General features: G+C 48.2%; 17 protein-coding genes. 9 read left to right on the plus strand and 8 right to left on the minus strand.

What is annotated here, in order from left to right; all coding sequences use genetic code 11:
• The first annotated feature begins 162 nt into the window (after nucleotides 1-162).
• Together J2T16_RS18380 and J2T16_RS18385 are read left to right on the plus strand one after the other, a co-directional pair.
• Nucleotides 163-2,106 carry a methyl-accepting chemotaxis protein gene (locus tag J2T16_RS18380; RefSeq protein ID WP_336121317.1) on the plus strand — a complete coding sequence of 648 codons (1,944 nt, stop codon included), beginning with the start codon at nucleotides 163-165 and terminating at the stop codon, nucleotides 2,104-2,106.
• Nucleotides 2,107-2,390: 284 nt separating this feature from the next.
• Nucleotides 2,391-3,659, plus strand: coding sequence for a DUF2087 domain-containing protein (locus tag J2T16_RS18385; RefSeq protein WP_154892052.1), 1,269 nt, complete (start codon nucleotides 2,391-2,393; stop codon nucleotides 3,657-3,659).
• A gap of 548 nt (nucleotides 3,660-4,207) precedes the next feature.
• On the opposite strand, the gene J2T16_RS18390 is transcribed toward J2T16_RS18385, so the two are convergent.
• A complete protein-coding gene (locus J2T16_RS18390; protein WP_336121316.1) occupies nucleotides 4,208-6,208 on the minus strand; it encodes a methyl-accepting chemotaxis protein in 2,001 nt (666 codons plus the stop codon).
• Nucleotides 6,209-6,446: 238 nt separating this feature from the next.
• Here J2T16_RS18390 and J2T16_RS18395 point away from each other — a divergent pair, with 238 nt between their 5' ends.
• The 6 genes from J2T16_RS18395 to J2T16_RS18420 all read left to right on the plus strand — a co-directional run bounded on the left by J2T16_RS18395 (nucleotide 6,447) and on the right by J2T16_RS18420 (nucleotide 13,673).
• Nucleotides 6,447-7,121 carry an AzlC family ABC transporter permease gene (locus tag J2T16_RS18395; RefSeq protein WP_145334290.1) on the plus strand — a complete coding sequence of 225 codons (675 nt, stop codon included), beginning with the start codon at nucleotides 6,447-6,449 and terminating at the stop codon, nucleotides 7,119-7,121.
• Nucleotides 7,112-7,441: an AzlD domain-containing protein gene (locus J2T16_RS18400; RefSeq protein WP_145334208.1), complete on the plus strand. Its 330-nt coding sequence runs from the start codon at nucleotides 7,112-7,114 to the stop codon at nucleotides 7,439-7,441. The genes J2T16_RS18395 and J2T16_RS18400 overlap by 10 nt, the downstream gene beginning before the upstream one ends.
• Nucleotides 7,442-7,586: 145 nt before the next feature.
• Nucleotides 7,587-8,243: an SGNH/GDSL hydrolase family protein gene (locus tag J2T16_RS18405; RefSeq protein WP_145334288.1), complete on the plus strand. Its 657-nt coding sequence runs from the start codon at nucleotides 7,587-7,589 to the stop codon at nucleotides 8,241-8,243.
• Nucleotides 8,244-8,323: 80 nt separating this feature from the next.
• On the plus strand, nucleotides 8,324-10,522 hold the full coding sequence (locus J2T16_RS18410) for a heparinase II/III family protein (protein WP_186809866.1): 2,199 nt from the start codon (nucleotides 8,324-8,326) through the stop codon (nucleotides 10,520-10,522).
• Nucleotides 10,479-12,518: a glycosyl hydrolase gene (locus J2T16_RS18415; protein WP_499018999.1), complete on the plus strand. Its 2,040-nt coding sequence runs from the start codon at nucleotides 10,479-10,481 to the stop codon at nucleotides 12,516-12,518. Before J2T16_RS18410 ends, J2T16_RS18415 begins: the two co-directional genes overlap by 44 nt.
• Nucleotides 12,519-12,536: 18 nt before the next feature.
• Nucleotides 12,537-13,673 (plus strand): glycoside hydrolase family 88 protein, encoded by a 1,137-nt coding sequence (locus J2T16_RS18420; RefSeq protein WP_499019000.1) that lies wholly within the window; start codon nucleotides 12,537-12,539, stop codon nucleotides 13,671-13,673.
• Nucleotides 13,674-13,888: 215 nt separating this feature from the next.
• Here J2T16_RS18420 and J2T16_RS18425 read toward each other — a convergent pair whose 3' ends face one another.
• The gene (locus tag J2T16_RS18425; protein WP_499019001.1) at nucleotides 13,889-14,494 is read right to left on the minus strand and encodes a methyltransferase domain-containing protein; all 606 of its coding nucleotides are present in this window, start codon (nucleotides 14,492-14,494) and stop codon (nucleotides 13,889-13,891) included.
• Between the two features lie 203 nt (nucleotides 14,495-14,697).
• On the opposite strand from J2T16_RS18425, the gene J2T16_RS18430 reads away from it, so the two are divergent.
• On the plus strand, nucleotides 14,698-17,070 hold the full coding sequence (locus J2T16_RS18430) for an Ig-like domain-containing protein (protein ID WP_499019003.1): 2,373 nt from the start codon (nucleotides 14,698-14,700) through the stop codon (nucleotides 17,068-17,070).
• A gap of 151 nt (nucleotides 17,071-17,221) precedes the next feature.
• On the opposite strand, the gene chrA is transcribed toward J2T16_RS18430, so the two are convergent.
• The 6 genes from chrA to J2T16_RS18460 form a co-directional block, all read right to left on the minus strand.
• Nucleotides 17,222-17,767 (minus strand): chromate efflux transporter ChrA, encoded by a 546-nt coding sequence (gene chrA / locus J2T16_RS18435; protein ID WP_090918944.1) that lies wholly within the window; start codon nucleotides 17,765-17,767, stop codon nucleotides 17,222-17,224.
• A gap of 1 nt (nucleotide 17,768) precedes the next feature.
• Nucleotides 17,769-18,356, minus strand: coding sequence for a chromate efflux transporter ChrB (gene chrB / locus J2T16_RS18440; RefSeq protein WP_090918942.1), 588 nt, complete (start codon nucleotides 18,354-18,356; stop codon nucleotides 17,769-17,771).
• A 12-nt stretch (nucleotides 18,357-18,368) separates the two neighbouring features.
• Entirely contained in the window at nucleotides 18,369-18,863 is a 495-nt protein-coding gene (chrS, locus tag J2T16_RS18445) for a chromate efflux transcriptional regulator ChrS (RefSeq protein ID WP_090918940.1), read from the minus strand.
• Nucleotides 18,864-19,202: 339 nt separating this feature from the next.
• Nucleotides 19,203-20,318: a sensor histidine kinase gene (locus J2T16_RS18450; protein WP_090918938.1), complete on the minus strand. Its 1,116-nt coding sequence runs from the start codon at nucleotides 20,316-20,318 to the stop codon at nucleotides 19,203-19,205.
• The gene (locus tag J2T16_RS18455) at nucleotides 20,311-20,961 is read right to left on the minus strand and encodes a response regulator (protein WP_090919046.1); all 651 of its coding nucleotides are present in this window, start codon (nucleotides 20,959-20,961) and stop codon (nucleotides 20,311-20,313) included. The genes J2T16_RS18450 and J2T16_RS18455 overlap by 8 nt, the downstream gene beginning before the upstream one ends.
• A 117-nt stretch (nucleotides 20,962-21,078) precedes the next feature.
• Nucleotides 21,079-21,531 carry a GAF domain-containing protein gene (locus J2T16_RS18460; RefSeq protein WP_434349120.1) on the minus strand — a complete coding sequence of 151 codons (453 nt, stop codon included), beginning with the start codon at nucleotides 21,529-21,531 and terminating at the stop codon, nucleotides 21,079-21,081.
• Nucleotides 21,532-21,738: the final 207 nt, after the last annotated feature.

The raw sequence follows: 21,738 nt of genomic DNA on the forward strand, positions 1-21,738 counted from the left end.
TTAGTATGGATACATAATGTTTCGCGGCGAACTTTCCGATAAAAAGAGTTGAACTTAATGATGGGAGATAGATAGATAATGAGAAAAGGGCTTCAAAAAAGACTTCAAAAAAAGCCTCAAACAGGGCATAAAGTGAAGGGGAGGTTTCAATCATGGTTTACGTTGACGGTAAAAAAACGGCTGATTGCCGCATTCCTTTTGTTCCTGATTGTACCCAGCCTTAGTGTAGGGTGGCTTGCTTATCTTAAGGCAGCAGATCAGGTTAAAATGGAGATTACTCGTTCTGCACAGGCCAAAACGGAAATGCTTAGTCTGCAGATTGATCAGATGCTCAATATGGAGAAGGACAACGCTGCACAGATGGCATCGGGTATTACATCCGAAGACATTATTAACAAGTCACCTGCGCTTCAAGCTCAGATGGATCGGATGTCCAAAAACCATAAAGAACTCGGGGTGCTTACGGCTGGAGCGAAGGATGGAAGTTGGATGAAATCCCCTGATCCCGGTAACCAGATCTATGATCCTCGTGAACGCACATGGTATAAGATGGCTCTATCACAATCTGAGCCAGTCATCTCGGATACTTTCCAGTCCGCAACGACTGGGGAATGGGTGGTGACAGCAGCGGCCAAGCTAGCAGACGGACAAGGTGTTTTTGGAGCCAATGTAAGCTTGAATCATTTGAAGGAGACAGTGGATCAGATCCATATCGGTAAAGCAGGGAAACTGTATATGCTGGATAATGGCGGGAAATTTTTATTCCATTACAAGATTGAATCCGGTACTCAGTCTAATCAAAGTTACATCAACGAGATGTATACGAAAGATCAGGGAACCGTGAAGTATACATATGATGGTCAACCGATGGAGGCTGTATTTTACACAAATACGGCAACGGGTTGGAAAATTGTCGGCGAGATGATTCCCTCCGAAGCGGCAGAGTCCGTGCAGCCTATTATGATCCGAGCAATCACTCTTGTCGGCGTAGCGGTTATGGTGGGGATTGTGCTGCTGATCTTTATTATCCGTAGCATTCACCGTCCATTGCAACAGTTAACCCAAGCGGCTTCTCAAGTAAGTGCAGGGGACCTGACGGTTCGTGTAGGCCTGCGGCGCAAGGATGAGTTCGGTCAGCTTGGAGAAAGCTTTGATACCATGACGAATTCACTGCGTCATGTCCTGGGCGAAGTACATGATACATCGAGTCAGCTGGCGGCATCATCGGAAGAGTTGATGGCAAGCTCTGAGCAGACCTCGAAAGCAACGGAGCAAGTAGCGGAGTTGATGCAAGATGCAGCTGCAGGAACAACGATGCAGAATGAAAGTCTTGCAGCGACAGAGCAACTTGTCGGTGAAATGTCACTTGGTGTGAAGGAGATTTCTGCAAGAGCCGGAGATGCAGAACGTATTGCCATTGAAGCATCCTCCAAATCGGAAGCGGGTATGGTCACGATGCAGCAGGCCGTGTCCCATATTCAGCAGGTGAATGATGAGAGCAAGGATATGGAGGCTGTCATCGAAGATCTGCGAGCGAAAAACGATGAAATTCTGGAGATTGTAGCGGAGATTACAGCCATCGCCAAGCAGACGAACATTCTGGCACTGAATGCTTCCATTGAGGCTTCGAGAGCAGGCGAGCATGGCCGGGGATTCGCTGTGGTTGCGAACGAAGTGAAATTGCTTGCGAACAGCTCAGGTGCTTCGGCAGAGCGAATCAATGAGCTTATGCGGGAGATGCATGAGAAGACTCATGCTGTTCAGTCTACCTTTGCACGTACAGGTGAAGGTATGGTGAAAAGCTCGCAGATGATTGCAGAGGCCGGAGAAGCCTTCGAGACGATTCGTGATGCGGTTCGAACCGTTGCGTCCCAGGCCGAAGAGGCAGCTACAGCTTCCCGTCAGATCGATCAAGGAATGGGACATGTGAACAAAGCTGTAAACGAAACGATGGTTCTCTCTAACCGGATTGCTGCGGGAACCGAGGATGGATCGGCGGCTGCTCAGGAGCAGCTTGCTACAATGGAGGAGGTTGCAGCATCTTCAGCGGCTTTGTCTCGCATGGCAGAGGATCTGCAGAGCATGATTGAACGATTCAAATTGTAACTGAGGGAGTATGAACGCGGGTATGAAGGCTGTCGGGGTAATGAACCGGCAGTCTTTTTTCTTTTTTTGCAGGAGATTGGATTATGATTGAGGTATCTAATCTACCTCGTTAGTTTGACAATAAACAAATATAATTATATTATGTCTATAAATAAACAAACAAATTAATTAAATAGAGTTTTTTTAAATGAATTTCCCGTATGAATCAATACAGATTAACTTGGAACTCCAAATAACTCACAAATCAAAATACATTAGATGATTGATAGAAAGGACGGCGAAGGATGAAAGCCTCGGATTCAAGATTGCAGACAGCATCTCTCGAAGAGATCAAACGCGGATATGTGGAGGAAGGAATGGCCTATTCCTGTATTTGTTGCGGTTTTACAACAGAACCGGGAATTGTTTACCCTGACGAAGGTGTGCTCTATGATGCGGTTCGTTACATGGGTGTTCATATTGAGAAGGTCCACGGTTCGGTATTTGAATATTTGCTGGAGCTGGATAAAAGTGTGACCGGATTGTCGGATGTACAGCGAGGTCTGCTGGCCCAGTTCTATGAAGGGAAAAAGGATGCAGAAGTGCAACAGGCTCTGGGCATCGGCAGTGCGTCTACCATTCGAAACCATCGATTCGTTTTGAAGGAAAAAGAGAGGCAGGCCAAAATATTTCTGGCGTTAATGGAACTGTTGAAAAATAAAGACCTGCATGCTCCGGCAACATGGGTGTCGCCGATTATGAAACAAGGTCATACGATTCATCAGCATTCCTTTGATATATCCGAAGAGGAACGGGAACAAGTGCTACGCAGCTACTTTCCCGAAGGCACAAGCGGCCCAATGACTACGTTCCATATGCAGCAAAAGCATAAGTTTATCGTACTCACAGAGATTGCCAAACGTTTTGAATCCCGGCGTCAGTACACCGAAAAACAAGTGAACACACTCTTGGAGAAGGTACATGCTGACTATGTTGAGATTCGGAGATATCTGGTGGATTACGGCTTGTTGGAGCGAAAAGAGGATGGAAGCCAGTACTGGCTGGGTAGTGCAGCAGAGGAACAAGGTAACGGTAGAGGGGATGGGAAACAGAAGAAAGGATCATCAACAATATTATCAGATAATTCATCTGCATCCCCAGCCATGGAACAGCAATTTCCAGCAGTAAAAGCAGGTAAAGGAGAGAAAAGCATGAATCGACGCAAAGAGTTACAAGAGCAAGCCAAAGAAGTCAAAACAGAAGCAGGCGTTTATCAAATTCGGAATGAGCGAAACGGCAAAGTGTACATCGACAGCACGCCTAATCTGAAGACCATTAATGGGCAGCAATTTATGCTGCAGATGGGAAGCCATCTGAATCGACGTTTGCAGGCAGAGTGGAATGAATACGGTGAGAGTGCATTTACGATTGAGGTATTAGAAGTCATGAAAAAGGATGACAATCCCTACGCCGATCCGAAGGATGCGCTGGCCAAATGTCTGGAAAGCTGGTTTGAGAAGCTGGAGCCTTACGGGGATCGTGGATACCACGGGGAGACAAAACCATCGAATTAGTAGGTGAATAGAGTTCAATTTCAGTATTGAACACTACGAACTTAACATTTTAATTTTGAACAGCTAGTTCATCCTCAGCATGAAGCATAGTATAACGGGCAGTGACTCTAACGATCCCAGAGGAGCTTAATTTGGCGATACTGGTTTTCTGGAAATGTAACGATCACCAGAAACCTTATTTCACTAAAACACACGATATCCGTTCATTTTCTCTTTATTTTTACTAAATAAGCTTCCCTGAGATCGTTAGAAAATAAAACGGTATGATATTATCCAAATAGCGTTCCTGGGGATCGTTAGAAAATTATCCAGCTAGATCAGGCGATGCAGGGCAGTCACTTCTGGGCGGAATATTGTGATTTAGCCTTTTTAATAAGTTAGTAAGCAAGCAAGTGGCAAGTAAGTAGTGAGTATGTATGACTATCCTATATGTATGACTATCCTAAACGAAAAAAAATCCCTTTGCTGTAGAGTCGGCAAAGGGACTTTTTAAGTTGATGTGCTCTAATATGCTCGCCAAATGGCGAAAGATTTGCGTTGGTTGCCCATTACAGCTTGAATTGCTCTACCAGCTTCTGCAGCTTATTAGCCAGATGCGCAAGGGAATCGGCAGAGGAGGAGATTTCCTGCATGGACGCCACTTGCTCTTCCGTCGCAGCGGAGATATTCTCTGTGCCATCGGCATTGGTTTCCGAGATGGTATGAATGTGGTCAATAGACTGCACCACTTCTGCAGTGCTGGCAGACATCTCTTCTGATGCCGCTGCGATATTTTCAAGCTGCTGATTGACCACCCCAACGGCCTCGCTAATCTGCACAAATGCATCATCGGCAAATTGTACAGCTCGGATGCCGCTGTCTACATCTTTTTGTCCCAGACGAACATTCTCATTAGCCCTGGATATTTCTTGCTGAATGGATGCAACCATCTCCACGATCTTCTGGCCGGATTCGCTGGACTGCTCCGCCAGTTTTCGGACTTCACTCGCTACAACGGAGAATCCGCGTCCATGCTCGCCTGCACGGGCTGCTTCAATGGAAGCATTCAGCGCAAGCAGGTTGGTTTGGGCTGCGATATCCGTAATGACAGATACCATCTCACCGATGGAGCTGGAATGCTGATCCAGCCGTGTCGCAGTTTCTGCGATACCTTGCACAAAATGCTGGATGGAGCCCATCTCCGATACAGCCGTTTTGATCGTCGAGTTCCCTTGTTGCGCGAGTTCGCTTGCTTGCATTGCAGCTTCGGATACTTGCTGTGTACTGTTGGTTACTTGTCCAACCCCTCCGGCAAGTTCATTCATCTGTTGTGCGGTATGTTTCAGGCTGTTTGCCTGCTTTTCAATGCCAGCTGCGGACTGTTCTGTAATGAGGGCCACTTGCTCTGTAGCTTTGGTTGTCTCCGATGAATTGATCGCAAGCTGTGCAGAAGATGTTGTAAGCTCGTCAGCTGTATTACGCACATCCTGAATGACGGTTCGTAGAGATGCACTCATTTTATTAAAGCTGTTACTGAGCTTGCCGAACTCATCCTGACCTTTCACAGCAACCTCAATGGTCAGATTTCCATCGCTGATTTCGTTGGAGGCTTTGACAAGTCGATTGAGGGGTTTCGTAATGGCTTGTACAATCCAGAAAATAATGATGGAGCTGATAACTACAGCAATCGCAATAACAACCAGGGTAGTGTACAGGATTGGACGAACGGTTTCCGTAACTTCGTCGTTATCGATAACACCGACGACTGTCCAGCCTGTCGTTTCATTGGTTACGAAGAAGGCATGCTCGTTTTTTCCGTTCAACGTATATTGCAGATCACCATTCTTTTGATCAAAAATTTGTTTATAGGGTTCCATCGTACCTTCAGTACCAGGTTTTTCGGTTGGATGTACGATGATTTTATTTGCATTATCGATAATATAGATATATCCTCTTTGCCCGATTTTCGTGGAATTTACCGTCTCGGAAAGAGCTTTAAGGGACAGACTGACCGAAACAACACCATGACCGTCACCGGTCGTCTGAGCGACCGAAGCAACTACGTTACCTGTATTGCTTGAGATGTAAGGTGTGATTACAGTAGGCACGTCTTTGTTCTCCGAAGCAGCTTTAAACCAAGGACGTTCACGGGGATCGTATCCCGGTTTGTTTACAGCGGTGACTGGGGAGTTGATATAGACACCTTTATCCGTTCCGACGGAAGCAAGTTCCACGTCATCGTGGGTATCTTTGTAAGCATCAAGTAAGGTACGGATCGTTTTCGTTTCGTCCCCTTGAACCGGACCCACATTACCAGCATCCAGCTGACTTGCTAGGAAGTCTACATTTTTGCGTGTAGCCCCGATAATCTGGTCAATGGTCTGATTCAGTACACTCACGCTACTGTTGGCATTCTCAAACATTTTTTCTTCGACCTTGGTAGCCGCTGTCTGGAATGAAATGATGCCTAAACTGATCGTCGGGATCAGCAGCACGATAGCAAATGAAAGTATCAGTTTCTCTCTCATCTGTAACGTTCGTTTCCCCTTTGGCTGCTTCACTTTCTTCATAGTACATTCTCCCCCTGTCAACTCTCCCGAACTGACATAAAATATGGTATATTTCTAAGTTAATGCAAACCAATTCTGCATTCATTATTCCAAATCTCTGATTCAGAATGGTATGTATCGATATATATCGGCTGACAGTGATTAAAATTAGAGAGGAGTTGTACGAGAGTTGAATGAAAGTGCACCAAGATTATCTGCACATGAAAAAAGTGTGGAAATCCAGGATGAGGCAACATTTATGCAGGGGGTTCGAGATTGTGTGCCTACCCTGCTTGGATACTTAAGTATTGGCTTTGCAGCGGGGGTCATCGAGATGACTGCAGGTCTCAGTTTTGCCGAAACGGCATTGTTGAGCCTGATTTTGTATGCAGGTTCTGCCCAGTTCATCGCAGCAGGGATGCTGGCTTCCAATGGATCGGCGTTAGCGATCATCTTCACTATATTTTTTGTGAATCTGCGTCATCTGCTGCTTAGCGCAGCCGTATCTCCGTATTTCAGACATCTGACACCGCTTAAAAATATGTGGATTGGCTCACTGCTTACGGATGAGTCATTCGGTGTGGCGATGACCCGTGCAATCGGTAGAAAAACGCTCAGTGAGCGCTGGATGCACGGTCTAAATATTACGGCGTACTTGAACTGGTTTGTCGCGAACATGGCGGGAGCGTACTTTGGGCGCTGGATTACAAATCCGGATCGGTTTGGACTGGACTATGCGTTGCCAGCGATGTTTATCGGTCTAATTGTGCTTCAGTTGGTACATCGCAAAAGCAAAAAAATACATATCAATGTAGCAATCATAGCGGTCGTGTGTGTTATCTTAGCAAGCATGGCTTCACTAGGCAGTCTGAGCATTATCATAGCGGCAGTGGTTGCAGCAACGATGGGAGTGTTTATGGAACGATGGAAGTAAGATGGGATGTATTCTGGATTATTATGGGCTCGGCACTGCTTACATTTATTCCACGGGTATTGCCGCTTATGCTCTTCAGTAAAATACAGATTCCGGTGTGGCTGATGCGCTGGCTCGAATATGTGCCTGTTGCCGTCATGGCCTCACTTATTGGTCAGGAGTTGTTTATGTCAGGCAATCGACTGGTGCCGATTACAGAAAATGCCGCCTTGTGGGCAGCATTGCCGACAGTGGCTGTAGCCATCTGGACACGCAGTCTGCTTGGTACGGTGCTGGTTGGTATTGTATCCATGATGATACTACGTTACCTCATGGGATAGAATGACGGGATCATGATGAAAACGCTATTTTCTAATGAACCTAAAAGGGATAAGATGGAGAAAGCAGCATGAAATAGTCTGTTGTGCCATGGATATAGTAGAAGGATTTCATCAACTATTTTGAGCGAAAGGAACGATGTCTAAGATGAAACCAAGTCCATCGACGATTTTGTTTCAAGGGGATTCCATTACCGACGGAGGAAGATCACGGAATGAGGATCTGAATCATGTTCTCGGTCACGGGTACGCGTATTTGATCTCAAGCAGACTGGGCATGGAGCTGGCCAGCAAGCAAAAAACGTTCTATAACCGAGGCATTAGCGGAAATCGGGCATCCGATCTGTACGCACGCTGGAATGAAGACACATATAGTCTGAAACCCGATCTGATCAGTATCCTGATTGGGGTTAACGATGCTTGGCGTTTCATGAATGATGAACCAAGAGGATATACAGATCGTTTTGCCCGGGCGTATCGTCACTTGCTGGAGGAAACACGGGAAGTTATACCGGATACCGGACTTGTACTGATGGAGCCTTTTATTCTGAAGACAGGGGCGACATTGGAGAAATGGGAGGGCTGGGAAACGCTTATGGCTGAATACCAGCAACAGGTTCGAGAAATGGCCGAGCACTTTGGGGCGGTGTGGGTCCCGCTACAGCAAACGTTCGATGCGGCATTGGAGCAAGCCGATGCTTCATACTGGTTATGGGATGGCGTTCATCCTACTGCGGCAGGTCATGAGCTAATTGCTCGTCAGTGGTTGTCTGTGGTGCAGCAATCTCCACTTGCTATTGTGTAGCTTATCTTAAATTCCATTAGTGAAGCGTGGTGAATCCTTTGCAAGGCTCTAATCACGAAATCGGAAACGAACATCATGAAATGCGTGTAAGATACGCTCTAGATGAATCTGAGGTACTCGACTGGACAGACGAAGAGCAGATCCAGCAGGTGTTTCTTAACATTAACAATCGGAATCATGTTCAAGAGGGTGCAGGATTCAAGGCTGATGAACTTCGGGAAAAATTGTTCCGGCCCGAGTTGGCTGAGATGCTCACCGATTTACGAAGGTATGGAGAGCAAGCATTAAGAGAACCGCTACCTCTTCTGACATTCCAACTGTTTCGACAGTTTGGCAGGGAGGGAGACCGCAAAGCATACGAGCAGGTTTACTTCGAAAGGCGCGGTAGATTAGCAGCCGTTGCCATGCTTGCTCTCGATGCTGGCACCCCTCATATGGTTCATGCTCTCGAAGAGATGTTGTGGGCGGTATGTGATGAATATACGTGGTGCCTTCCGGCACATCTGGGAACGGGAGAGGCGGAGCAGGTAGCAGGCAATATCGACCTCTTCGCGGCAGAGACGGTACATATGCTTGCGGAGATTGTGATACTTCATCGTCATCATCTCGATGCTCTGGTTGTTGAACGGATACGTAAAGAGGCGGAGCGACGTATCTTTACGCCGTTATACAGGGAAAAGAGGGCATATCACTGGCAGATAGCCGATCACAACTGGTCTGCTGTCTGTGGGGGATGTTGCGGCATGGCTGCTCTGTTATTGCTGGAGGATCAGGCGATGCTGCTGGAGGCCAACAGACAGACAATCAATTGTATGAAGGCGTTCTTGAGCGGGTATGGCGAGGACGGCGGCTGTGCTGAAGGGATTGGGTACTGGGTGTATGGCTTCGGTTATTTCGTCTATTATGCCGAGATGTTACTGGACTACACCGAGGGAGCGTTGGACTTGTTACAAGGTTCCAAGATAGCGGCGATAGCGGCATTTCCGCTACGAATCCATCTGTCGGGCGGTACATTTATCAATTATTCGGATAGCTCGGAGCATGAAGAGATACCTTCGGGGCTCCTGTCTCTGTTAGCTGTACGTTTCGGAATGGAAGTGGATTTGCCCTTGCGTATTCCCCGGCTGACAGAAGATCCTTGTCGTCGTTGGGCCCATCTGCTACGGAACGTGATGTGGAGCGATCCGGTGGTATATAAACGTATACATCGAGAAGCGGCTGAGCAGGCGAGTGGAGGGTTTATTTTTCAACAGCTGGAATGGATGGTTGCTAAACATGCCCTTCATATGCCGCCGAATGTACAAGGAGAGACAAGCAAACCTTGTTCAGACCGGGAGTGGGTTCAGGTGGCGTGTTCGTTTAAAGGCGGTCATAATGATGAACCCCACAATCATAATGATCTGGGACAAGTGATTATCCACTGCGGTGGCGAAAATATACTTTGTGACCCTGGAGCAGGGTTGTACACTCAGGCGTATTTTGCTCCAGGGCGCGAGCAGTTATTTCATATCTCATCTGCCGGGCATAACGTGCCCCTGATCGGAGGTTGCGAGCAACGTTCGGGTAGAAAGGCTGAAGCCGAGTTGCTGGAATTCAGGCTTGAGCCGGATGGAAGTGAAATGCAGGCCTTGTTCGACCTGACGCGTGCATATTCCGAAGCAACAACACTACACCGATATACACGTCATCTGAGCTGGAAGGCCGGACAAGATTGTGTTGGAATGAATGGGACTATGGAAGTTAAGGAAAGAGGCGGCAGTTGTTGTAGTACGGGGAATCCTTCTGATCCGGGTGTGCATGTAGATATGGCGACCTTGCGGATTATAGACAGATTCCAATGGAAGATGGACACAGAAGCGGATACCACGAAGTCTTCGTTGAACGAGCCATATGTTGAAGCACAAGTCGTTGAGCGCTGGATAAGCCGGGTAGGTCCGACAATGGAAAAGGAAGGCAGACTTCGGTGGCAGGCTTCGCAGGCTAATCTGTACATGAACTATGATGCTGTCCAGTGGCGGGTGCAGACAGAAGCTGTGCATACCGTGGATCATGATCAGGTCCCTGTTACATTTTATCGTACATCACTTGTTTGGAAAGGGAACGAAGTTACAGCGACAAAGAGCGAGGATGAACGAGTTGAAGATGCCGAAACCGCCAACGATGCTCCGCTAGAGATTGTATGTCAGGTTGATTTTATGGTTGAACCCCATCAAGGAGAAGCCGAGGTGAGTCCACGTGAGTCGTTATACAGCCACAGCGACATATCCATGGAAAAATGAACTTGAAAGGTATCGCACACTAGCAGCTGAAGCTGGCTCTGCACCGGCAGATGGCTGGAGCAGGGAGCGTAAGCTGGCACTCGTGAAACAAATTGTGTGCGCTTACACGAAATATCAGGATAATAACGGTGCAATTATCGATCCGTATTCAGGCATAGAACGGTACTACTCCACCCCAGCCTACGCTATGGCAGCTGCAGTACTGGTGGATGCAGGGCACATGGAGCTGCTGGATTCCGCATCGGCAGCTCTGTCACATAGCATTGATGCGGTGGTAAGCGGCAGTGCGCCGGACAATCATCCGGATTTTTTTCCTGTACTGATGATGCGGGCATACATGTTGCTTAGATCTCATCGACCTGATCAGGCCTCCATCTGGGCCGAGGCACTTCGGACGATTGATCCCGAGAACGATTATGTATTTACGATGAGTAAGATGAATAATGCCAATCGCATGATTAACTGGAATGCCATTATGATCTCTGGTGAATATCTGCGATGGAGCGAACATCTTGCGAGTGAGGATACAACGTGGATGGATCGTTATCTCGAAGCATACCATCTGCCGCGTTTTACTCCGCTCGGTCTGTATCAGGACGGCCCGCTGGATCGGCCGAATTGTCCGTTTTCCTATGATATCGCTACCCGCTATCATCTTGAAGTGATGCTTGATGGAGGTTATGAAGGGGCAGTCGCAGATGCATTACGAGAGAAGCTGAATCATGGTGCGTTCAGCTCACTGCTGATGTTGTCTCCGCTGGGAGAAATACCGCCGCGTGGTCGCAGCTCCCAGCACCAATGGAATGAAGCGGCGGCGGCATATGTTTGCTCGGTACACGCCAAGCTGGCGATGCAGGCTGGGGATTCGGTGATGGCCGGGGCGTTCGCACGAGCGGCAAATCGTTGTTTTGAAGCCGTAGAGCGCTGGTTGATGCCGGATGGACGTTTGAAGATTGTACGCAACGAATATGCGCCTGAGAAACGTCACGGTTATGAAGTATACACCAATCACACCTGTTACAATCTGTGGACGGCAGCCGCGCTGGCACATGCCTGTCTTCGTGCTTCAGATGAGGGGATTGTGCTAGCCTATCTCCCTTCCGAGATTGGAAACAGGGTACTACAGACGGATGGCTGGTTCGAAACCGTGCTGGCCTCTGTGCCAGGCCAGCAGTTGGTTTTGCACACTGCGCTGAATGACCCGTATACGATTCCGGGGCTGGTACGAGTGCAACAGGCAGGTCTGCCGGGATTAATAGGCCCGTCCGCAGCCAGTCACGTACAGGCAGGATTTACGGAATTTGCTGAAGGTGTTGTACAGCCTCTGAGTTATTGCCCCGCTTGGAAGACAACGGATGGGGTGTGGCATAGTCTGGCTGAGGGCATACCATCAGGTAGTGAGTATGACCGTGATGCGGGAATTGATCCGGCGAACGGTGGCGGTTCAATCATATTTAAGATGGCGACCCGGACGGGTGAGATTACGGCAGAAAATAAGCTGCATAAAACCGTGTCAGCAGTTGGTACGGATATTGTTGAGAGTATAGCTGAGCATGATACGAGAAAAGCTTCTGAGCAAACTAAGAGGGAAACTGCCGAAAAAGCCATGTTGAATACAACGGAGAATGATTTTGAAATTACCTGGACGGGGCCTTTACCTGGGATGCGCTCTATCATTACCCGTTATGTGCAACGAGCAGATGAACTGGTGGTGACGTATATATTTGAGGGTGAGATGGAGGCGGTGGGAGCTGTGATTCCACTGATGTTTAGCGATGGTCGGGAGCAGGCTGTGATTACTTATACGGAGCAGAGTGTACGCACAGCGTACCTGGGAGCATACGTTGAATCGACAGTTCAAGATGCCAAAGCGGTAATTCAGCTGAATCCACAGGAAGTGGCTTCACGCAACGGACTGCTTAAGCAGGCGCGGATGGAAGTTTACGATGCACAGCAACTGACATTCACTATTCGATTGGGACGCGATCTCACATAGGAACAGGAGGACATGATCATGAATACCTCAACATCCGCAACATGGCTGGAGGAAGCATGGCAGCAAGGGGTTCACAAGACGATTCGAAATGCGAAACGAATCCAGGATACCTTTCCTCATATTTCACCGCAGGGTGTGTACGACAAAAATGCTCCGGAATGGTGGACAGCCGGTTTCTGGCCCGGACTGTTGTGGCTGGTGTACCGGGATGATCCGCAGCATGAAGCAGCCGCGGATCTGCGGCGGATCGCCGCTAGCTGTGAGCGACAGCTCGAAGATTGTCTGCGTGATCCAGACCTGGTGGATCACGATCTGGGTTTCATCTGGCTGCTTAGTGGCGTAGCCAGCTATCGCCAGATGGGCAGCGAGGATGGGCGCCGCCGCGGCATGCTTGCCGCGAATCTGCTCGCTGCCCGCTTTCACGTGCGCGGTGAGTTCATCCGCGCATGGAACTTCGGCTCGTCGATGATGGACACGCGCGGCGTTGCCATCATCGACAGCATGATGAACCTGCCGCTGCTCTACTGGGCATCCGAGCAGAGCGGCGATCCTCGCTTCCGATGGCTGGCGGAAGCGCATGCGGACACCGTGGCGCGCGAATTCGTCCGCGCAGACGGGTCCATCTGCCACGTGGTGGAGTTTGATCCACACACGGGGCAGAAGCTGCGGGAGCATGGCGGCCAAGGCCATGCTCCCGGGTCCGCCTGGGCGCGGGGAACCGCCTGGGCGTTGCACGGGTTTGCGCTGTCTTTCCGGTATACGGGCGAAGCCCGATATCTGGAGACAGCGGAGCGGGCGGCCGATTTCTTCCTCGCCATGCTTGGCGAAGACATCGTGCCGGTGTGGGATTTCCGCGCGCCTGCCGAGCATCAGGCGGCGTGGGACTCGTCCGCTGCGGCGATTGCCGCGAGCGGTCTGTTCGAGCTCGCGAAGCTGTCGCCACGCGGGCAAATCTACGCCGCCGCGGGAGAGCGCATCGTCCGCGGCTTGTACGAGCGCTACAGCCCTGCTGAATCTGTAGCGGAAGAAGGGCTGATTATGCAGGGAACGGTACATTACCCGGAAGGCCGGGGAATCAATGTGCCGATTATTTACGGCGATTACTTCTATATGGAAGCGCTGTCGAAGTTGCGTGGAAACGAGGGGTTATTTTAACGAGAAACGCTGAAGAAAGCCGATTTTCCGAAAATTCGTTCCAAGCAAGGAAGTTTCCCGCAGGCGTGCCGGGGCACGTCAAGGGGAAGTGACATAGCAGGGGGCGAAAAAGGGGGAAAGATGCAATTCAGTAGGTTTCAAGATACGCCTAGCCAACCGCCCTGCATAGGGCGGTTATTTATGTTGTTTCTCTGCTGTATCTTCAGGAAGTGAACTTACTTCGCTGGCGAACGTCTCAGAATGACAAAGTCGGCAGAGGATTGCTCAGGATATCGCTGGCGTATGATCTCATGCACTTTGAATTCGGGATAATCGAATAGATAGTGGAACAGATTGCGATCCTGGATGGTTTTCACGCCGGATTCTCCTTGCTCCTTCAGCCTTGTATAGAGCACCACCCATTGAGTTGAAGTGTGGAGAACATCGCGTAAGGTCGCCCGAAAGTCCGTTTCATCTGTAATATGATACAGCACATCCAGGCACACGGTCAGATCAGCTTGGAGAAAACCGCGATTAACCCACAGGCTCGGTGTATACACCATGAAGCTTTTGGAAGGATCGCTGGCATATAGCGAAGCGCATTGTTTTATAGACGAGGCAGCCACATCCATGCCCAGGTATTCACCATAGTTCATATATTTCAACTGGTTTCCATCTCCGCAGCCGAATTCGATGACCCGATGAATACCTTCGCGCCGGATTAACGCATTGACCACCTCGGCTTTGAATTCCGCCAACACGCCATATGAACCCCTGCCCGACGTTTTACCCGAAGAATAAGTCTGCTCCCAATAATGGATGTAATCAAATGACGGATTCACACCGATTTCCCCCGATACTGAAAAATGATGTTGCGTAAGATCGCAAGCCTTATATTCAGGTTATGCGCAGCGGGAGTAGATGAGACTATAGTATGATTTTCCATATAATTACCTGAAAATTTCCTGAAAGTCTAAACATCTGGAAAGTTCTTGCCGACATTAATTAGAGTAGGAAAAAATTGACGATTAATCGGAGGGAAATGATGTTTAAGCCAAGATTGACCAAGTACATGGTGATGATGCTGGTGTTGATACTGAGTATTTCCAACGTAGGCTTGGCCGCTGCGGCAGAGAAAGAACTGTCCAAAATTGTGGTTTCCAAAAATGAAATGTCGCTCGAAGTCGGCGATTCCGGGTCGGTTACCGTAACGGGGGTATATTCGGATAATACCTCGGCAAACGTTACGATCAGTTCATCCTGGACGAGCAGTGATGCTTCGGTAGCCTCTGCATATAATGGTTCAATAACAGCTAAAAAAGAAGGTACAGCCACAGTTACAGTGGCGTATCAAGGGCAAAGTCAATCTATTCAAATCAAAGTGACCAAGAAAGTCAAAGCCCTTTCCAAAAATGTGCAAGATCTTGATCTCCGTACAGGGGTTACCAAGGATATTTTGCTGACTGCAACTTATAGTGATAATACAACGAATGAGCAGGCGGCGAGCAGTGCCGAATGGTCAACAAGTAATGAGAAAGTGGCAACAGTGGTCAACGGTAAAGTGACGGGTCAGAGTGCAGGTACAGCTTTGATTACAGCGAAGCTGGGCAGTCAGAGCGTAACAATAGATGTTAACGTGGAAGTGGTTAAACGTGTGGATGTGGACAAAAGCCAGATCAGTCTACTTCTGAAACAGAAGGAAAGTGTCACATTAACAGCGACCTATCCAGATGGAACTTCCAAAGATGTAACCGATCTGGCAGAGTGGACGTCAAGCAACGAAAAGGTTGCAGATGTACTGAAAGGCAACATTACAGGTTATTCGGCAGGTTCTGCCACAATTACAGGTAAATATGGTACCAAGTCGGTATCCGTAGATGTGGATGTAGATCCGACGAGCAAGCTGAGCGTAGCGAAACAGAGTATCTTCTTCCGCTTGAGTGATACGAATAAAACGGCCAATGTCGCAGTTACAGCTTCATATCCAAACAGTAGTGATGTGAATGTAACGGATCAGGCAACGTGGACATCCAGCAATGAGAAGGTGGCTACGGTGTTCAAAGGCCAGATTACAGCAATAAGTGCGGGATCAACAACGATTAAGGCTGCATACAGTGGCAAAACGGTAGAGATCGCTGTCGATGTAGATACGGCGAGATATCTGGATATCAAAGATGTTACCGACAAACTTGCCATGAGCGTGACTGGTGATAACAAAAAGAAAAACCTGACAGCGAACGCTGAGTACATCGATGCAAGCAAGGAAGATGTAACGTCCAAAGCGACGTGGACGTCCAGCAATGCAGATATTGTATATGTATCGGGTGGTGAACTGATTGCATACAAATCGGGTACAGCTACCATTACCGCAGCATATGGCGGCAAAACGGTGAAATTCACAGTAAACGTAGACGTGCCTGACAAGTATGAGATGGATAAAAAGAAAGCAACCGTTGCTGTTGGCGGAACCACTGCTGCCAAAGTGCTTGCCGTATACGGTGAAACTTCCAAGGATGTATCTGACGATGCAACGTGGAGCAGTAGCAGCGAGAAAATCGCTGAGGTAGACAGCAAAGGGGTTATTACGGGTGTAGCGACAGGCAAAGCGACGATTACTGCTAAAATCGAAGGAAAAACGTTGACACTGCCTGTAGAAGTAGGAATGGCGAGCGGGCTGGAAGCGGATATGAACTTTGTCGTGCTGTCTGCAAAAGAAACTCAAGCTATTATCCTTACAGGCACGGATGGGGACGGTAATACGAAAGACGTCACAGCCGATGCAACTTGGAAATCAAGCAATGCGCGTGTTGCTGATGTGAAAAAAGGTGTAATCACAGGTAATAGCAGTGGTAAAGCGAACATCACAGCTGAATACGGCTCACAGAAAATCACAATTCAGGTTGAAGTCGATGTCATTTCTCGGATTGAAGCTTCTGAACCAGCTCTTTCCCTGAAATCCGGTGAAACCGTGGATTTGAAGTTGACTGCTACCTTGAGTGATGGCAGTGAGCGGGATGTTACAGACAAAGCAGAGTGGAAATCAAACAGTTACAAAGTGGCTCAAGTGACCAAAGGCAAAGTGAAGGCACTGAGCTCAGGTAAAGCAAGAATAACTGCGAAGTACGGTAGCAAAACGATTACGATTGCGCTGGATGTAGATACATTGAAATATTTACAGACGGATAAAGTCACGTTAACGATGAAAGTTGGCGATAAAGCAACCGTAGTCGCCACCGCAACATATTTGGATGGAAGTGAAGCCAATGTGTCCAAACCAGCACTTTGGACTTCCTCCCGCATTGCGACGGCTTCCGTAAAAGATGGGATCATTCAAGCGAATGGTAAAGGTAAAGCGACTATTACCATCTCCTATGCAGGTGTAAAAACAAAGGTCAACGTTGTGGTTGAGGAAAAGTAAGGTCGGAATACGGATCAGAAATAGTAAATGTCAAAAAGGTGATATCAGCATTCAAGCTGATATCACCTTTTTGAGTACCATATAGAGTTGAAAACATACCTTTTCCCGAATTCATAATTTAGATTAGCGATCTAATAGCGATCTAATCTGGTCACATCGTATGTGACAGTACCAAAGCACCATAGGCAAAAGCAATAAGAATAAGAATTGCCGGGTGCAGCTTGGTTTTGGTCATGACCCAGAGGGAGATGCCTGCAATAATCAGCGTCTGCCAGATGCCGATGGAGTCCGTGGATACTTGGCCGAATTCCCAAGTGAGTAGAATCATGAGCACAGCGATCACCGGCTGAACAAGCAGAGTCATGCCTTTGACCTTCGGTGAAGTCCGGTGTTTGTTCAACAAACGAAGTAATAGAATAAGTGCAACTGCTGACGGTACAATGGTAGCGAAGCTGGCAATTAATGCACCAAACCAGCCTGCGACGTGATATCCGACAAATGCAGCAATTTTCGTGGCAATCGGGCCTGGGAGCGCATTACCGATTGCCAGTACATCACCGAACTGCTCGGTTGTCATCCAGTGGTAATGATTCACAATCTCTTCCTGCATCAATGGAATGGAAGCGGGGCCGCCTCCATATCCGAGGATGTTCGCTACAAAAAATCCCCAAAATAATTCCCACCATGTCTGAAGCATCCTACGATACCTCCTTGTCGGAGTTACCTTTGGATTTTATACGCTGTACCAGCCCGAAATGGAAGAAACCATAGACCAGGAACACCGTAATCACCAGTCCCGGATGAATATTGAGTAACTGTAATGCTGCAAAGGCAATCACACCGAATAAAATAGCAAACCACTTACCCAAGCCTTTCCAGGCTTTCATCGCAAATTCATAGGCCATCATACCAAGCATCACAAAAATGACAGGGCGCACGGCTGCTACCATACCCGCTACAATCTTGGATTCACGCAGTGCGTACATCGAACCGAGTAGAGCAATAATCGCGATACTTGTCGGCAAAATATGAGCGAGTACGGACACAATAGCGCCTAGAACACCCTTTGTTTTATAGCCTAGATAAGCAGCCATTTTGGTTGCGATAGGTCCCGGCAAGGCGTTGGCAATCGCCAGAATCTCGCCGAATTCATCGTCGCTGACCCACTTGTACCGGGTGACGGCTTCATAACGGATTAGCGGGATAACCGAGGGGCCACCGCCATATCCCAAAATTCCGGTTCGTACCATGCCGACCACGAGACCGTTGTAATCTTTCCAACTCATGCTGATATCCTCCTAGAGTCTCATGCCCATGCGGCTTTTATATCGTTTTAAGAGCAGTTGTGATTCCACTTTGACGATGCCAGGCATCTTGTAGAGTTTCTCCAGTATGAACTGCTCCATCTCTTCCATATCTGCAAAAATACCGTGCATATGCAGGGTACTTGGGCCTGTCATATGATAGAGACTGGTCACTGCTGGCTCATCATCCAGCATCTCTGCAACTTCATCCAGGAAGCGCGGTTCCACATCGACATTAAAAAAGGCAGAGACCTGTAGCCCCACCTTGCCTGGGTTAATGACAACGGTGAAACGTTCAATGATTCCTTTTTCCGATAATGCATTGATGCGAGCTTGAACGGCTACGCGGGATAATCCAATCTGTGTACCCAGGTCTGTATAGGAAATCCGGCTGTTCTCATGGAGCGCGGCGATGATTTTGCGATCCATCTCGTCCAGATTGTACATTTGCGGAATTTCTCCACCTTTGGAGGAACGTTTGTGAGACATGTTTGAATCACCCTTTTCGTTTTCATATATTGCATGATGTGTATCCGAATTTAAAGAGTAATTGAATGTACGCTTAATACATGCAGCATTCATAGTTTAATGACGAAACGTAACTAACGTCAACTGATTTTAGGGGGATTGTTAAAAATATTTAAGGAAGCACCTTCATTTTGTCGTATCTATGAAAGAAAAAAGACTGCTCGCTTTATGCGGGCAGTCAGCACATCCTTGTTAGGACAAGTTACTTCATGAGTTTGTATCAGCAAGGATGCTTCTCTCAGGAGATTAAGAGTTGTTGCTAGTTTTAAGATGTTTAAATGGATGGTGATGAATCACCCATTATGAGTTCACTGTCTTAGGCAGTAGTAGCGTAACCGTAGTTCCTTCGCCGGGTTCTGATGATACGCGTAACGTACCGCCTGCTCCCCGTGCACGTTCCTCCATGCTGAATAACCCAACACCATTCCCCGCAGTAGCGTCGTTAAATCCGGTACCTTGGTCTTCAATAACGACAAGCGTGAGCTCTTCCGTATCTTCTACGGTGACTTGTGCCTCGGCAACGTCAGCGTATTTGGCTACATTGGTTAAGGCTTCCTGGATGATGCGATAGATGGCGATCTCTCGGTTCATCGGGAGCCGCTTGCGCAAATTACATTCGAGAGTAACCTCGATGCCGTAATGGCGGTTATAGTTCTCAATATAGGTTCGAATGGCAGGAACGACACCCAGATCATCCAGCACAGACGGCCGAAGTTCCCAAGCCATACCGCGAACATCTTCCATAATACCCGTAACCTGTTTTCGTAGCGCTTCAACGCCCGGGTTAGCTTGATCGGCCAGCAGACGGTCCATCTGAATTACGAGAGAGAACAGGCTTTGTCCAATCCCGTCATGAAGGTCACGAGAGATGCGCCGTCGTTCTTCTTCCTGAATGTTCATGACTTGCGACATCATCTGTTGCAGCTCAGCCTCGACTTGTTTCAGCTTGGTTACCTCACTGCGCACAGCTAAATACTGATATGGCTCACCGTCGTTATCGAGGAAAGGAACAATTGTGGTATTTACCCAGTAATAACTGCCGTCTTTCGCACGATTCCGAATCTCGCCATTCCACACCTTGCCAGCAGAGATGGTATCCCATAACGTCTTCATAAAGGTTTTACCGTGGTACCCCGAGTTAATAATCCGGTGATCCTGACCAATGAGCTCTTCGCGGCTATATTGTGAAATTTCGCAAAATTTATCGTTCACGTATTGGATTTTACCTAAACGATTCGTCAGCGCTACGATCGAGGATTCATCCAGTGCAAACTTCAGGTCGCCGAGCTGGTGTAGTGAACCTTTCAGTTTGCTTCGGAATTCATTGTCCGAAATGTGATTGTCAATTTCGCTGAGTAGGTGCTGAACAGGTTGGTCGGCTAATCCGCTGAGTCTGTTTTTGCGTGGCTTACTCAAAGTTCAACAACCCCTTTTTCATCGCAAACTTCACCAGTTCCGGTCTGGTGCGCAGGCCAAGCTTTTCCATCAGATTGCTTTTGTGGGATTCCACCGTTTTGACACTGATGACCAGATGCTCGGCAATTTCCTTATTCGCGTATCCTTTGGCAATCCAGGACAAGATCTCTTTCTCCCGATCCGAGAGCGTATCGTATGGCCCGGCATTTTCCTGTTTGGCTTTGTCCAGATACTCACTCATTAATCGTTTGGTTGCACTTGGATAGAGATAGGCGCTCCCATCTGCTACAGAACGAATGGCGGCCAGCAATTCCTCGTGGGGTGCACTTTTGAGGATATACCCGGAAGCTCCCGCGTGGATCGCGCGGAATAGGTACTCCTCGTCATCGTGCATCGTAAGAATTAAAATGGATACATCCGGCATTAGCTTTTTTAACTCCGCCGTAGCGGTTAGTCCATCCTTGCCCGGAGGCATGCTGAAATCCATCAGAACCACATCGGGTTTCAGCTCCTGTGCTTTGGCAATGGCCTCGTCGCCATCGGCTGCATCGCCAACAATATGTATATCGTTCTTACCTTCCAGCAGGGCGATTAGCCCCGAGCGTACAACTACATGGTCGTCCACAACTAACAGTCGAATCACATTCATTTCCCCCTGTCCGATTCCGTCATCTATATCTATCATACCAAAAAAAGAGGCTTTTCAGAGGGGAATCTCCGAAAAGTCTCTTAATCAGTGTGTTCTGCTTCCATATTCTGCTCATGCATATTGTTCCAATTGTCTGGCAGCTTGCTCAGTTTGTACAATCATCTCGGGGGAAAACGTGCAAGGGGTTCTGCTTCCCACCAGCAATACACCGTTGGGCAGACTCCCTTCTCTGAACATGGGCACAGCTATGGCACAAACGAGTCGTTCAGCAAGCATAAGCGGGCAACGGTCCGGGGTATATTCTCCACGGGACTGCTCATCCAGCATAACCGTGCGTCCGGTTCGTAGCGCCGTGCCTACCAGATCTTGTCCAGGGCGCATAGCCATGCGTTTGACACGTTCATTGGTTGCCCCGAAGGTATACTTCCAGCGCAACATTGATCCAGACACACAAGCCATTCCGCAAAAATCGCCGGTGGTGTTCTGACACAGGCCGCTCATCATCTCCTGAACGGCAGATGAGACTTCATCATGCATGAGGGACACTTCCTTTTTTCGAATCATATGATGATCTGTTCTTCACTCGTTACGTTTCTTTCATTATTGTGGTCGTTCATCGTTGTCACAACATATGGGTAACCTTGAACTCAAGGCTCGTTGGATGGGAGAATCAGTCTACAATCGGGATATTCCGATGTTAGTTCTATTGTAGACTGTTTTGTCAGCCTTGTAATTCAGGGAATACCCCTATTTCACTTCTGGAAACTGCTG

It is taken from the genome of Paenibacillus intestini (assembly GCF_030803945.1).
GTDB lineage: Bacteria > Bacillota > Bacilli > Paenibacillales > Paenibacillaceae > Paenibacillus > Paenibacillus polysaccharolyticus.

Excerpts from the sequence above, each read along its gene's own strand:
- J2T16_RS18385 (WP_154892052.1), top strand. The coding sequence starts at position 2,391 with ATGAAAGCCTCGGATTCAAGATTGCAGACAGCATCTCTCGAAGAGATC.
- J2T16_RS18390 (WP_336121316.1), bottom strand. The coding sequence starts at position 6,208 with ATGAAGAAAGTGAAGCAGCCAAAGGGGAAACGAACGTTACAGATGAGA.
- J2T16_RS18395 (WP_145334290.1), top strand. The coding sequence starts at position 6,447 with ATGCAGGGGGTTCGAGATTGTGTGCCTACCCTGCTTGGATACTTAAGT.
- J2T16_RS18400 (WP_145334208.1), top strand. The coding sequence starts at position 7,112 with ATGGAAGTAAGATGGGATGTATTCTGGATTATTATGGGCTCGGCACTG.
- J2T16_RS18405 (WP_145334288.1), top strand. The coding sequence starts at position 7,587 with ATGAAACCAAGTCCATCGACGATTTTGTTTCAAGGGGATTCCATTACC.
- J2T16_RS18410 (WP_186809866.1), top strand. The coding sequence starts at position 8,324 with ATGCGTGTAAGATACGCTCTAGATGAATCTGAGGTACTCGACTGGACA.
- J2T16_RS18420 (WP_499019000.1), top strand. The coding sequence starts at position 12,537 with ATGAATACCTCAACATCCGCAACATGGCTGGAGGAAGCATGGCAGCAA.
- J2T16_RS18430 (WP_499019003.1), top strand. The coding sequence starts at position 14,698 with ATGTTTAAGCCAAGATTGACCAAGTACATGGTGATGATGCTGGTGTTG.
- chrA (WP_090918944.1), bottom strand. The coding sequence starts at position 17,767 with ATGCTTCAGACATGGTGGGAATTATTTTGGGGATTTTTTGTAGCGAAC.
- chrB (WP_090918942.1), bottom strand. The coding sequence starts at position 18,356 with ATGAGTTGGAAAGATTACAACGGTCTCGTGGTCGGCATGGTACGAACC.
- chrS (WP_090918940.1), bottom strand. The coding sequence starts at position 18,863 with ATGTCTCACAAACGTTCCTCCAAAGGTGGAGAAATTCCGCAAATGTAC.
- J2T16_RS18460 (WP_434349120.1), bottom strand. The coding sequence starts at position 21,531 with ATGATTCGAAAAAAGGAAGTGTCCCTCATGCATGATGAAGTCTCATCT.